At 34.2% G+C, this 14,081-nt stretch carries 10 protein-coding genes and 1 pseudogene; 6 read left to right on the top strand and 5 right to left on the bottom strand.

Features of this window, described 5'->3' with window-relative positions; translation table 11 throughout:
• Window positions 1-42 precede the first annotated feature (42 nt).
• The 4 genes from EV212_RS13240 to EV212_RS13225 all read left to right on the top strand — a co-directional run bounded on the left by EV212_RS13240 (window position 43) and on the right by EV212_RS13225 (window position 5,070).
• Window positions 43-1,041: an NAD-dependent epimerase/dehydratase family protein gene (locus tag EV212_RS13240; protein ID WP_165873389.1), complete on the top strand. Its 999-nt coding sequence runs from the start codon at window positions 43-45 to the stop codon at window positions 1,039-1,041.
• A gap of 4 nt (window positions 1,042-1,045) precedes the next feature.
• Window positions 1,046-2,197: a radical SAM/SPASM domain-containing protein gene (locus tag EV212_RS13235; RefSeq protein ID WP_132094436.1), complete on the top strand. Its 1,152-nt coding sequence runs from the start codon at window positions 1,046-1,048 to the stop codon at window positions 2,195-2,197.
• A 6-nt stretch (window positions 2,198-2,203) separates the two neighbouring features.
• On the top strand, window positions 2,204-3,151 hold the full coding sequence (locus tag EV212_RS13230) for a lysylphosphatidylglycerol synthase domain-containing protein (protein WP_132094433.1): 948 nt from the start codon (window positions 2,204-2,206) through the stop codon (window positions 3,149-3,151).
• A 71-nt stretch (window positions 3,152-3,222) separates the two neighbouring features.
• Entirely contained in the window at window positions 3,223-5,070 is a 1,848-nt protein-coding gene (locus EV212_RS13225) for a hypothetical protein (RefSeq protein WP_132094430.1), read from the top strand.
• 155 nt (window positions 5,071-5,225) lie between these two features.
• Here the strand turns inward: EV212_RS13225 and EV212_RS13220 are convergent.
• A pseudogene (locus EV212_RS13220) lies at window positions 5,226-5,549 on the bottom strand (transposase); the annotation flags it as partial.
• Between the two features lie 676 nt (window positions 5,550-6,225).
• Between EV212_RS13220 and istA the strand changes: the two are divergent.
• Both istA and istB read left to right on the top strand, forming a co-directional pair.
• The gene (gene istA, locus EV212_RS13215; RefSeq protein ID WP_132094427.1) at window positions 6,226-7,764 is read left to right on the top strand and encodes an IS21 family transposase; all 1,539 of its coding nucleotides are present in this window, start codon (window positions 6,226-6,228) and stop codon (window positions 7,762-7,764) included.
• A gap of 6 nt (window positions 7,765-7,770) precedes the next feature.
• The gene (gene istB, locus EV212_RS13210; RefSeq protein WP_132094424.1) at window positions 7,771-8,547 is read left to right on the top strand and encodes an IS21-like element helper ATPase IstB; all 777 of its coding nucleotides are present in this window, start codon (window positions 7,771-7,773) and stop codon (window positions 8,545-8,547) included.
• Here the strand turns inward: istB and EV212_RS13205 are convergent.
• The 4 genes from EV212_RS13205 to EV212_RS13190 form a co-directional block, all read right to left on the bottom strand.
• Window positions 8,536-9,402, bottom strand: a complete 867-nt coding sequence (locus EV212_RS13205; protein WP_132094421.1) for an acyltransferase family protein — start codon at window positions 9,400-9,402, stop codon at window positions 8,536-8,538. The two genes, istB and EV212_RS13205, sit on opposite strands and share 12 nt — an antisense overlap.
• Window positions 9,403-9,465: 63 nt before the next feature.
• On the bottom strand, window positions 9,466-10,887 hold the full coding sequence (locus tag EV212_RS13200) for a lipopolysaccharide biosynthesis protein (RefSeq protein ID WP_132094418.1): 1,422 nt from the start codon (window positions 10,885-10,887) through the stop codon (window positions 9,466-9,468).
• Between the two features lie 10 nt (window positions 10,888-10,897).
• Complete coding sequence (locus tag EV212_RS13195; RefSeq protein WP_165873388.1) at window positions 10,898-12,919, bottom strand: hypothetical protein; 2,022 nt, start codon at window positions 12,917-12,919, stop codon at window positions 10,898-10,900.
• 11 nt (window positions 12,920-12,930) lie between these two features.
• On the bottom strand, window positions 12,931-14,081 hold a 1,151-nt coding region (locus tag EV212_RS13190; protein ID WP_132094412.1), incomplete at its 5' end, for a glycosyltransferase.

Below are 14,081 nucleotides of genomic sequence, written 5' to 3'. Positions count from 1 at the left end.
TGAAGTGGTTGAAACATTGATATCAAAGGAGAATTGAAGCTAATGAATGTTTTAGTAACAGGTGCAACGGGATTTGTAGGCGGGCATTTAGTACCTGAATTGCTTAAGCGTAATTTTAAAGTAATTTGTCTTGTAAGAAATATGGAAAAAGGAAAAGTACTTAAAAAGAAATACGGCGAGATAAATCTTATCCAGGGAGATGTAACAAAGCCTGAAACGCTTAAAGGAATCTCAGAAAATATTGATTATGTTATACATTTGGCTGCAATGGGGCATGTATCGGCAGTAACTGAAGAATCTTTCAAGCAATTTGTCGATATAAATGAAATTGGGACCAAAAATCTTATTAAAGAGTTCTTATCCAGTAAACAATTGAAAAAATTTATTCATTTCAGCAGTACAGCGGCAATGGGACCAGCGTTATCCCCGGTTTTAGATGAGCAGTCACTTCCAAATCCTAAAACGCCTTATCAGAGGAGTAAGTATAGAAGTGAACAAATAGTAATAAAAGCATTTAAAGAGCATCAATTTCCCGGGTTAATTGTACGTCCGTGTATGATCTATGGACCGGGTGGTTATGGAGAATTTCACAAATTTTGCCGTTTAATGAAGAAAGGAGTTTTTCCAAAAGTGGGATTGGGAAAAAATCTCACTCCTCTGGTTTATGTGAAAGATGTGGTTTCGGCAACAATTTTAGCATTGGGAAATGGGCACCCCGGAGAATCCTATATTATTGCATCGGAACAGTCCATCCCTATGGATGAACTTCGAAAGGATATTGTTAATGCCATTGGGACAAAATCACCTTATTTTTTTGTTCCAAGCTTTCTGGCATTATTCGGAGCAAAAGTTATAGAAACTCTTTTTCCGATTTTGGGCAAAGAACCAATTGTGACATATGCGAATATTAAATCAACAATTGTTGACAGAACTTTCGATATCAATAAAGCAAAATCGGAATTAGAGTATGAACCATCATATTCATTTGAAGAGGGCATAGAAAAAACAATACGTTGGTACAAATCACAAGGAAGGATATAGGAAAATGAAAAAAAGCGATTTATTCACAAAATTGGCACCATATTTATTTGATTATCGTTTAAATCGGTGGTTTGATCGTCAAAAATTTCAACCGATGACTGTAACTTATTCGGTTACGGCCGCCTGCCAATCACGATGCAAAACCTGCCAGATAGGACAAATGTTTTGCAACGATCCAAGTAGACCTGAAAAGGATTTAAAATTAGATGAAATCGAAAAAATATTTAAAACAATGAAGCCGGTATACTTCTTTAATATGAGTGGTGGGGAGCCATTCATGCGTAAGGATTTACCGCAAATAGTAACGTTAGCTTGTAAATATTTGAAGCCGAGAGTTATTCATACGCCAACAAACGCTATTATGTCCAAAACAATTATTGCCAATACTGAAAAAATTATTAAAATCATTCGACGATATGATCCAACAGTGCCGTTTACGGTTAAACCATCCATTGATGGTGTCGGTGAACTTCACGATGAAATCCGTGGAGTAAAGGGGAATTTTGATAAATTGCTGGAAACAATTGAAGGGCTCAAAAAATTAGAAGAAAAATATGATAATTTCCATTTGGAGTTGGGAACTGTCATTTCAAATTTTAATATTAATCATTTAGACGAAATTGAAGATTTTGTCCATTCGTTAGGTGTGGAAAGTTATAGAAATGAAGTTGCTGAATGTCGTACAGAGTTCTTTAACTTAGACGACCCGATCACACCTCCGGCTGATGTTTATCAAAAATTAATCAAAGATTTTTCGCGAAAAGTCGAGGAGAACATTGGGAAAAAGAAATCCCTGGCCAAAACTACGGAGGCTATGCGTGTTGTTTATTACGATCTCGCCGGTAAAATCTTGGAAACCCACACGCAGGTCATTCCATGCTATGCAGGTGTTTCGAATGTGCATATAAATTATGACGGCGGCGTATGGCCATGCTGCGTTTTAGGTTATGATAAAGAAATGGGAAATTTAAGGGAGTTTAATTACGATTTCCAGAAGTTATGGTATTCGCCAGAAGCCAAGCAGGTGAGAAAATATATCAAAGAGAAGAATTGCGCATGTCCTCTGGCAAATCAAGCATATAGTAACGAATTAATGCATTTTCCATCATTAGTGAAGGCAGGGATAAAGACAATTCAGTATGCAAGAAAAGGTTGATGGACAATGACCAAAAAATATTTGAAATATATAGGTAATGTATTAACTATTATATCTATTATATTTATAACACGGCGTCTTGTTGTAATGGATATTGAATACGATAAACTGCTGACAATTCAAAATATTACCTGGTTAATTATCTTAACAGTAGTATACGCAGTCCATCTCCTGATGATTCCATTTTCATGGTGGAGGATTATTGAGATAATAACACGAAAAAAGCTGCCCTACTGTTACGTTCAAAAGACTTTTTGTAAGTCAAACATCATGAAGTATATACCAGGAAATGTGTTTCAATATGTTGGCCGCAATGAAATTGCCATTGATTATAATTTTAGACATACCGATATAGCCTTTTCTACGGTGCTGGATATCGTAGCTAATATATTAGGAGTTGGAGTTATTGCGCTAATTGGTTTCTTTTTAGGCCGGGAAACAATTTTTCAGAAATATGAGTGGACTATTGAACAAAAATGGATTGAATATGGAATGGTTGTTTTTGTAATATTAATTTTATTACTACTCATATTTAGAAAACATATACAAAAGATATGGCATTGTTATGAAAATATATTTTCCAAAAAAAACTTTAAAAAGTTTGCAGGATGTATTTTATGGTATGTTTTTTTCGCCATATATACAGGAACAATATATATTTTAATTTTATCTAAAATGATGAATATATCTTTTGATGGAATATCTCAAATCTGCCTGATTATTGGTGCATATCAATTATCTTGGTTGTTTGGTTTTTTATTACCAGGTGCGCCAGGAGGTGTTGGTGTTCGGGAATTTATATTGAGTATTTTGCTTGGCCCATATTTTGACATGAATATTATAATGTTTGCTATTGTAATATATAGACTCATAAACACAATTGGTGATTTTCTCGCATTAACTGTTGCAGATATAAATTATAAAAAATCCTCTCATTTAAATACTAAAATTTAAAAACTTTTTAAGATGGGATAGGATTCTATTGTTGTTTTTAAGTTCTTGAGAAAGGAAAATTAATCAAAAAAATGGTAATTGATAGTATTAAGAAAAAAAAAGTAATAATAGCTTTTCTCGGTATTCTTTTACTTATTTATACAGTTCCCTGCTTTTTTTTAAATACGCCATACTTTATTGATGGGGTTAATACTTTAAGTCTTGATTTCTTTATGCAGGGGTATGATTGGAAGAATTATTTACAAGCAGACGGTTATTATTACAAATATGGATTAGCTTTAATATATTTACCTATATTCTTTGTGATACATAATCCATCAATACTTTATAAAACATTATTAATTGTTAACGGAATTTTATCGCTAAGTGTACCATATTTTTCCTTAAAAATATGTCGAAAATATTTTCATATGGATATGAAAATATCATTAGCAATAAGTGGTGTGATTGGCATATTACCTTTTTTTGTGCTTAATATTAAACACACGTGGGCCGAAGTGCTGTTAATCATACTACCATGGATATTGCTTTATTTAATAATGAATATATATGACAATATTCAAACAGGTAATGAAAAAGCATTCAGAAAAAACATATTTTTATCTTCGCTATTTTCAGCTTATGCGTATATGGCGCACAGTCGAGGAATTGTTATCCTATTAACAACCATAATTGTTATTGGATATATTATTATCAGCGAAAAAAAATATTTAAAAGAGTTTATCTTTTTTCTATTAGTTATTTTAGGTTTTTGTTATTTAGATTTAAAAATTAATGGATGGATTCGGGAAAATATTTTTCCAATTGGAGAATTTAGTCAGAATTCGTCTATAGGCAGCGTTTTCAATAAAGAAATGATAGGAATCATTTTTTCTATAAATGGTTTGAAAACTATCATAAGGATTTTTTGTGGATGGATATATAATATTTCTGTTTCTAGTTTTGGATTGGTAATCTTAGGATTGATAGAAATTATATTTACTATGTTCAGCATACTAAAAAAACGCAAGGTGGAAAATAAACAGTATTTTATTGTGATTACATTTATTGAATTGTTTTTTATAGGAGCTTTTATTTTAGGCGCATTATTTTTCTTAAAAGATATCATGTATTACTATGCAGAAGTTAACTTAAGAAGAAGTGATAAATTGCTCTACGGAAGATATATTGAGCCTTCAGCGATGATGTTGAGTTTTTTAGGCATATATGTCTTGTTAAATAAGTTAAATAAATATAAACGAAAAATTTCGATTATCCTCTTCGGCTTAGTAACTCTGTTTTTTTGTTATGATATTGCTGAAAGATTAAATAATGTTTCCACTTGGACACATAATTTGGTAACAATTAATGGTTTTGCAGATTTAACAGAAATGGGACGGGGGTTTGTAACGGTTGAGAATTATTCTGCACCACTGATTACTATCGGCGTTATTTCATTGGCCATTTTTTCAATGCTGATTATTTTTAGAAACAAATTAAAATATAATACCATTTGTGGAATATATATAATTATTTTTTTATGTATAGGATTCAGAGGCATAACCAATGTTTTAATTCCAGAAGATAAATATTATATGGAAAGTACGCATCCATTGAGCAGTCTGTTTGAACAGATAGATGGTTTGCCGGCAGAGTATAAAGTGATTTATCTGGAGGATGAATTGATACGATGTGCCTATCAATTTCAGTTTCCAGACTTTTATGTTGTAACGCAAAGAGACCAAAATAGATACACTATAGAGAATATGTTTATTGTTTCAGAAACAAGTCTGGATACATTGACCTTATATTTGGAAGAATACTATGAAATTACGGACTGTAATACAACATCTTCCTGGAAGATCTATGTCAAGGGTAAACAGTTAAATGAACTATTAAATCAAAAAGGTATCAGTACCCAAAAAGTAACTGTTAAATAATACGGTTCTAAAACAAATGTTGGAGCGGAATTCCGAGAAGGCAGTGTGAAACTTTTTCTTTGAATATATCACCAAAGGTTCTCCTATGATAAAATCTAATTCATAGAAGGACCTTTTATTATAGCTAAACAAAAGAAATTCGTTCATCGTGTATAAATGATGAGACGAACACCTGTGAGGCCGCGCTCTTTGAGCCAGACGAAAAATGAACGCCAGCTTTCCTTATCTTCTTTCATGCCTTCTGAAACGCCAATGATCTCTCGGCAGCCGTCCTGGCTCACGCCAATGGCGACAAGAATCGAAACATTTTGAATTTCACCGCCCCAGCTACGTTTTAAATAAATGCCGTCTACATACACATAGGGATAGTTACTGGACAGCGGGCGCGTACGCCAGGATTCAATGTGCTCATAGGCTTTTTTATTTAAGTTGCTGATAGTTCCGGGAGATACTTTGGTACCCCAGAGAGCTTCGGTAATGTGTTAATGAGTTCATACATAAAAAATAATTCTGTCAAGGATTCAGTAAGAAAAATCAATTTAAAAGGGTATCAAAAGCAGGCAAAGAATTCGACGGCTTTTGATACCCTTTTCAGGAGCATGATTAAAATTTTATGGCATAGTTCTCAAATCGTTTCCAGCCTTTCTTTATCCACCCGAAAAAGATAGCGCTTTCCTTATAGATAAGCTTTTGCAGCAGCAACCGATATATTAAAGAGCAAATTAAAGAAAAAGTAAATATTACAATGCTTATTGCTAATACCCAAAGTATTATATTACTATAACCAAAATGCTCATAGATATAGCGCAAAATTTCCGGTCGGTAATGTGTCCTTAAAATTATATTTTCATGGATGATATAAATCAACAGTGAGCATCCAGCAAGATAATTGATAATTTTGCTTCTAAAGTGCAGACTTTTACAAAGGTTAAATACAGCAATGGCAATCATCAATATAAAAGGATTACAATTGGAAAACCAGTACCACAACCTTCCATGAATAATCCGGTCTCCGTGTCCCTGCTGTCCGGGGATAGGAAACCGCAAATCCGTTTTTAAGGAAACCACCATTCCGGTGGTGGAAACCTATATCATAAATCCTTTAGAATGTAATCATGCACCGAGGTGTAAATACATTCAAAGGAGGTCATGACTATGACCAAGTATCGAGAGATCCTCAGACTTAGTAGTCTGGGACTCAGTCAGCAGAACATTGCCTACAGCTGCAATGTCTCCAAGAAGACGGTCAATCGCGTTTTAAGGCGGGCTAAGGAATTAGATATTTCCTGGCCGCTTGATGAAAGCGATACTGATGCTGTACTTGCAGAAAAGTTTTTCCCTTCTGTAAATCAAGTCACATCCAATAAGAGGATGCCTGACTACGCTTACATTCGTAAGGAGTTGCTCCGTAATGGAGTCAGTAAAAAACTCCTTTGGACGGAATACATGGAGGATTGCCGTGCCAATGGCGATGAACCACTCATGTATTCACAATTCTGCTACCACATCCAACAGGATGAGCAGAAACATCGTGCTACCATGCATATCAACCGTAAACCCGGTGAGCAGGTTGAAGTTGACTGGGCAGGTGAACCAGCAACAGTCATTGATCCTGATACCGACGAAATCATCAAAGCATACATATTTGTCGGTGTAATGACTTACAGCCAGTACGCATACGTGGAAGCATTTCTGGATATGAAACAGAGATCATGGATCAATGCACATGTCCATATGTACGAATATTTTGGTGGTGTCGCCAGAATCCTCGTACCGGATAACTGCAAAACTGCAGTTGTTCATAATGGCGGATGGAAAGACCAGCAGATCAATGAGACCTATCAGGAACTGGCTGAGCATTATGGAACTGCTATTATTCCGGCACGTGTCAGGGCTCCCAAGGATAAGCCGAATGCTGAAGGAACGGTAGGAAATATCTCTACCTGGATTACAGCAGCACTTCGGGATGAACAGTTCTTCTCCCTTGCCGAATTAAATCGTGCAATCAGAGACAAGCTTGAACTGTTCAACCAAAGGCTCTTTCAAAAGAAAGAGGGTAGTCGGCGAAGCTTATTTCTTGAGGAAGAAAAACCATTGCTGGCACCATTACCTTCTACCCGTTTTGAACTGAGCGACTGGAAGACAGCCACCGTCCAGTTCAATTATCACATATCTGTGGATGGAATGCTATACTCAGTTCCTTATGAATACATCAAAAAGAAAGTGGATGTAAAGATAACAGATACCACTATTGAAATTTTCTACAACCATAACCGCATTGCTTCCCACCGTCGTCTGAAAGGACGCCCTGGGCAGTACAGCACGGTCACGGAACATATGCCGGAAGACCACCAGAAATATCTGGGATGGAACGGCGACCGGTTCCGCAAATGGGCTGAGCGGATTGGCATAAATACGTACACTGTGGTCAATGCAATACTGACCTCCAAACATGTGGAACAACAGACCTACCGAAGTTGTATGGGGCTTCTGAAGCTTGCCGAGAAATACTCAGATGCATTGCTTGAAACAGCCTGTAAAAAGGCATTGTCCTATACATCTTCGCCCAGTTACAAGAGTATTAAAAACATCCTTGTAACCGGTTCTGTAAAGCCAGAATCAGAAACTACTGAATCCACGACCACACATAAAGCACACGGCATCACAAGAGGTGCCGATTACTATCGGAGGTAAACACATATGACCAATCAGAGTACAATTGATAAATTAATTGAAATGCGCCTTACCACTATGGCAGATGCATTCCGCAACCAGCTGGCTGATCCTAAATTTAGAGAAGTACCATTTGAGGATCGCTTTGGTATGCTGGTAGACATTGAATACAGCAATCGGAAAAACAACCGTCTGAAACGGCTAATCCATAATGCTGGATTCGACCAGCCGGAAGCAAATATCATAGATATCAATTACACTTCCGGGCGCAAGCTTAACAAGGATCTCATTAACCGACTTGCAACTTGCGAATATATATCTGAACACCGAAATCTTTTTATCACCGGCGCTACAGGCTGTGGTAAAACATACATGGCCTGTGCCTTTGGCATGGAGGCTTGTAAGCAGTATTTCAATACCAAGTATGTCCGACTCCCTGATCTGCTTATTGATCTAGAGACAGCACGGACAGATGGTAACTACAAAAAAGTCATGGCGAAGTATGCCAATCCAGTTGTTCTGATCCTGGATGAGTGGCTTCTATTGAAACCAACGAATTCAGAACAAAGGGACATCTTCGAACTACTTCATAGGAGACGTAAGAAATCTTCAACGATTTTCTGTTCCCAGTATGCATTCGAGGAATGGTATGAGCAGCTCGGCGGTGGTGACAGTCCTCTGGCAGATGCAATCATTGACCGTATTGCCCACGACAGCTATCGAATAAATATCACAAGCATTGATGCTGAACATGATAGATCAATGCGTGAGGTATATGGTTTGGATAAAGAACTACGCGAGTAAACTCGCATAAGCGGTTTCCGCAAGCCCGGACAGGCGGTTCCCTGCCTGCCGGATTTGCGGTGTTACCGCACGAGAATATTCACTTCCATTTAAAGCAGGAATTTTAAAGCCTAAATAATTTGTTAATAACAATATTCCAAGATGATAAATGATGCCTGTGCTTAAAAGAACTACATTAGCTTTTCGGTTATTTCTGAAATCTTTAAGGTAATATTTCAGATACGCGATAACAAAATAGATAACAACCCAATAAACTAAATCTGATGAATAAAATGACTTTCTTAAAAGGAAATCAAAAAAGCTGTACAAAACAAGCAAAGAGCAACAACATTTTAATAATAATTTTTGATTCATTGACCAAATCAATCGGTTTAAAAAAACATGTATAGGATAGAACATCAAATAGCATGTAATATACCAATTGTTTTCAAATGTAATGGGTAAAAAACTTTTTAATATTAAATCTTTAGAAAGATTAGCGCCCCCTCTAGCAAATAAAACAATTATCAGGATAATGACCGATATGCTCCATACCTCCGCTAACAAAGAAAACCATTTTTTGAGGTTTATTTTAGTACTTTCAAGAAGGAAATATGCCGTACAAATAAAAAAGATCATATTTCCAAAAACCCCAAAATACCTTAAACATGCCAGTGTGAAATTTTCAACACTTGTTGTTGATTCCGCAAGCGGTAACATATAATTTGAATAAGCGACATATGTATTTTTTGTTCCTAAGGTCTGTACGACATGGCTAATTATGATGAGAAAAGCTGCAAGGAATTTTAAAGATTCTATCCCTGAATCACGTTCTTTTATATTTTTCGTTGCAGCCTTAATTGATAATACACTCATATAACTATATCCTTTCACTTTTAAAATTAATTTGACAGCAGACCCTTGGGCCCGGCTTCTATGCTATTTTGGTGAATCAGCTCTTCTGTACCAGTTTTTTATATTTTTGTAGACAGAGTACATTTCTTTGTAATTGTATATTAGGTATACCGAATATGCAGCAAGGTACAAAATGAAGCCAGGCCATCCGCCAATGAACCAGTTGAAAAGCATAAAAAAGATAGTTAAAAGTGCTTCGGTTACAATATCTTTCTTGAATTTTAAACCAAGCGGCTTTTGAATCAGCAATTCAGATACAATGCACCGAAATGCCAGCAAAAATACTAATGTTAATACGGCGTAATTAAGATTGTCAAATACATAAACTGTCAAATAGGTCATAAAACCGCTTAGGAACATCGTAAGACAGTTGATATACAACATCCATTTTTCTTTGCGTAATGCTTTCATGTAAGTTTCAATCAGTAAAGACATTTTACTTTCATACACACATATTGGAAATAATAGCGCCATGTAAATTAAACTATCTTCATATTTAGGCAGCCAGGCTCCCAGAATAGTCCTGAAAGGATAATAAAAACATAAAATTCCAAACAGAGCAGGCATCAGCAGCGAACGAATCGTTGTATACATTTCTGGTAATTTTTCATTATCCATACGTTTTAATACCGGAAAGACGACAATGCCAATGACTCTAACAAATGTCAGCAGAAGATTAGAGATATTTAACGTTAAAGACACTTTTACAAAAGCAATCAAATCCCAATGCGCTTCAATAGCATATCTGACAATTCCATTAATGAAATACCCAGCATTATTTGCAATCAGCAATTTTGAACCAGCAATAATATTCTCCTTTGCTTCTCTTATTCCGTTATTTAGTGGTTCCATAGTATGGAATATGATATCACGGCATTTATAGACAATAACCAATAAAGATAGCAATTTCCCAATTAAATCACAGCAAATTAAAATAGCATAATTATCAATACCCAAAATGAGCGCTATAATGACCAACGAGGCATATACTAATTTTTCCAATAGCAAATTTTTAGAATAATCTTCGATTCTATTTACTGCCTGTAATAGATATCTGAAAAATTGGCAGGGTATAGATAAAAAAATAGCAATTCCAAATAAGATACATACGATTTCTTTGTTTACATCTTGAATAAATAAATAGGCAAGCAAAGAAAATCCCAAGCCTATAATAATCTGTGATAGAAAAAACAGCTGAAATTGCCTGCTAAAACATTTTTTATTGAGATTATCATAATATTCTCCGCCATATCTAAGGACAATTCCATCAATCCATCCCAAACATGTCAGACCAATATATGTCAAATAGAAAATATATAATTGAAAATAACCATAAGATTCCACAGACATAAATCTTGGTGCAATTAAAGTTATGACTGCAGATGCCACAAAGGCCATTCCGTTAGAAAATAATGCATATGAAAATTTCTTTACTTCTTTTAACATCTTTATCCCTCTATTGAGTATAAATATAACAACTAACCATATTGTAAGAATTCATTTTCACCGGATATGGAATTCCTCCGGTACTGATATTTCCATATAGCGAGAAGTTCTTTTCAAAAATGAGTTCCCATCCATTGAGTTCTAATGGAATCTCTGAAATTATATAATAGTTTTGTTTTTTATCATAAAATGTCATTACTTCATTAATATTTTCCAAATTATATACTTCATTGCTATTCATCAGACGTAGATTATTGGTTAAGATACTGTTAAGTTGAGATGTTCCTTCTGGCAAAAGAACAGTACTTCCCTCTGCAATATGTTCAGTAACTTCTTTGTACAGATTATGTTGGCCGTCAAATGCAACTACCTGTAAATGATGAATATTAAAAGGAATATTAATAATTATGGCAATTGCTATAATGCCTAAAGTATATTTTTCTTTTTTAATAATAAGTGACATAAGCAAAATAACAGCAGGTACCAATATGATGGCATAGTATCTGGACGCATAGTAGTTGCTTGGAGTATCTACCTGTAAAAAAGTATATATTGCCCATGAATAGAGAACTACCAGATATACTATTTTTTCAAGAATGCTTTTTTCTGTTTTATGAAATTGCCAGATAATGATTATCGGAATACAAATAAAGCTTGTTGCCATTACAATGCTTACAAAATTAATATGGATTAAACTGCCAAATCCTTTACCAGCATAGACACTCCGCAGCCACCAGGACCCGTCTCCATGAGAATATTTGTCCGTAAATCCAAGACAGTATGCTTCATAAACAGTTCCCAATAAAATAATAATTAATCCTACTAATGAACCTCGGTCTAAAATGATCGTAAGCCACTGCTTGATTTGGCGATACAATTCTTGACAATTTACCAGTGCCATTCCTGCAAATTGAATTCCAATAAACATTAAATTCAATAACATTAAACCACATATAATCTGGATCGTAGAAAAATATGAACCAAATCTGGATAATTGCTGTGATGTATAGATGCTTGATACTTTATACACGTATGGCAATGAAAGCATATACATTAAGCATTGAACAATATTAGCAATAGCATAATCTTTCCGCTTAAAGAAAAAAGATAATAAAAATAGGGAAACAAAAAAAATAGGGATATACATACACATGGAAATATGAACAAATCCCAGTAAACCTATCGCTATACCCCCACATATAGATGCAAATATATTTTTCTCAGATAAAAAAAGCAATCCGATAAATAGCAACATCAAAAAACTCATTTCGGTCAGAGTGGTTTTTGACAAATATATAATTATAGGAGAAAAAGAAAATAATGCAATAGAAAAAAACTTATTTAATTTATTTTTACTAATATTCTCTATTAAATAGTATAAACATATACTTGCCAGCACATAAAACCAGGTTAATACATGCGGTGCATTGAATAAACCAAAAATCCTGCCGAAAAGCGCCATAAATGTTACCCATGTTGGCAGAGAATGATATTCATAAGAAAAACTGGTGTTGTCAGCATTATCATCAAATTGATACAAGCCTATTAATTCATCTTGAAGTTTGCATAACCCGTTGTCTACAGAATCCGAAATTTTTCCGTATTCCTTCAATTCTTGTATGCTCGATGTGTTATTTCCTGTCAATACAACGGAACGTTCAAAATAAATCCCCATATCAGAAATTGTACGTATATCTTGAGATTTGTTAAAGGATAAAACTATAGCAACTACGATAAAAATAATTTGATATATATCTGTTTTAACATTCCAATCGATACTCTCTAATGCATATTTTATTTTTTTTCTTCGAAATATGAAAAATAAAACGTTAACCACAAAACACGTAATGACAACATTATTAATACGAAATTTATCAAATAACAGAAATATAATAGAAATAATATAGTATTGGACAGTATACATACTTAATCCAAAAACAATCTGTTTTAGTAATTTCTTATTATCATTAAATGTGCTCATCCATAAAAAAATGAGCAAAAATGTTATACTAACTAATGCAAAAGTTTTCATTATATTTTTATTTAAATCTCCTTTAAAAATTTAAAAAAATCTTTTTTCACAGCATTGGTCTCGTATTTGGATTGGAATAAAGAGCGGATTTCTGGGTTGATTTTTGGTGTTGTGCCAGTATTAAAATAATATTCAATACTTTTCACGAATTCTTCTTTTGTATTGCAGCGATAAATATTTTTTATATCTTCGACTTCATAGCCTTCCAATGCTTCATCTGTTGCGAATACGGTTTTACCATACATAATAGCTTCGGCAGTCTTTATTTTCATACCGTCTCCATAAAAAATGGGTAATACCATGGCGTCAGCGTCCATATAATATGGAGTCAGACTATCTACTGTTCCAATAACTTGTATGTTCTGTTTTTCAATTTTTTCTTTAACATGTTCCCAATCTTTTCCGACTATCCATAAATTTAAGTTTGTTAATAAAGGCATAACATTATTAACAAACCATAATATCCCCTCATAATTTGGCTGAAATAACGAACCAACAAAGAGTAAATTTCTGCTGTTGGCTGGTTTCTCTTGTTTAAAGTCTGTAGGCAGATGAGCAGCTAAATCATCAAAAGTCATCGGTAATATATAATCTGCCCCACGGTTATAAACCTGTTGTAACAGTTTGTGATCTCGGGATGTTAAAGTTATAATTTTATCGGCATAGTCCATTATGCTTTTTTCATTTCTCTTAAAGGCAAAATATGGAATGAGATAAAATAAACTTTCATGCTTTACTTTATTCCAGACATAATTTCTTTCAACATTTTGTTGAAACAAAATTACTTTAATACATTTTCCTTTCTTACGATAAGAAGCCACTACTTTTTTTATTAAATTTCCCATAATAGAGCGTTCACAAAAAATAATATCAATATCCAAACTCTCAATGTAGAAAATCACATCACGTATAACATTTGTATCACATATAATACTTCCTCGCAAAGCACTTATAACTTGAGACATTTTATTTTTATGTGAAAAAAAAGTGCGTACATTTTGTTTTTCTTCCGGTTGTGTATCAAAAGTACATACAAAAAGATTATTTTCTCCAAAATACTCTTTCAACAATAAATAATTACGATACGCACATTTTTTTCCGCCGTTTGATTGGCTTTTTAGAAATTCATGTCCGGATATCATCAAAGCTCTCAATAATTTTC

It is taken from the genome of Frisingicoccus caecimuris (genome assembly GCF_004340975.1).
Classification (GTDB): domain Bacteria; phylum Bacillota; class Clostridia; order Lachnospirales; family Lachnospiraceae; genus Frisingicoccus; species Frisingicoccus caecimuris.
Note: the sequence above shows the minus strand (reverse complement) of the source record. Positions and strands in the feature narration are given on the sequence as shown.

Excerpts from the sequence above, each read along its gene's own strand:
- EV212_RS13240 (WP_165873389.1), top strand. The coding sequence starts at position 43 with ATGAATGTTTTAGTAACAGGTGCAACGGGATTTGTAGGCGGGCATTTA.
- EV212_RS13235 (WP_132094436.1), top strand. The coding sequence starts at position 1,046 with ATGAAAAAAAGCGATTTATTCACAAAATTGGCACCATATTTATTTGAT.
- EV212_RS13230 (WP_132094433.1), top strand. The coding sequence starts at position 2,204 with ATGACCAAAAAATATTTGAAATATATAGGTAATGTATTAACTATTATA.
- EV212_RS13225 (WP_132094430.1), top strand. The coding sequence starts at position 3,223 with ATGGTAATTGATAGTATTAAGAAAAAAAAAGTAATAATAGCTTTTCTC.
- istA (WP_132094427.1), top strand. The coding sequence starts at position 6,226 with ATGACCAAGTATCGAGAGATCCTCAGACTTAGTAGTCTGGGACTCAGT.
- istB (WP_132094424.1), top strand. The coding sequence starts at position 7,771 with ATGACCAATCAGAGTACAATTGATAAATTAATTGAAATGCGCCTTACC.
- EV212_RS13205 (WP_132094421.1), bottom strand. The coding sequence starts at position 9,402 with ATGAGTGTATTATCAATTAAGGCTGCAACGAAAAATATAAAAGAACGT.
- EV212_RS13200 (WP_132094418.1), bottom strand. The coding sequence starts at position 10,887 with ATGTTAAAAGAAGTAAAGAAATTTTCATATGCATTATTTTCTAACGGA.
- EV212_RS13195 (WP_165873388.1), bottom strand. The coding sequence starts at position 12,919 with ATGAAAACTTTTGCATTAGTTAGTATAACATTTTTGCTCATTTTTTTA.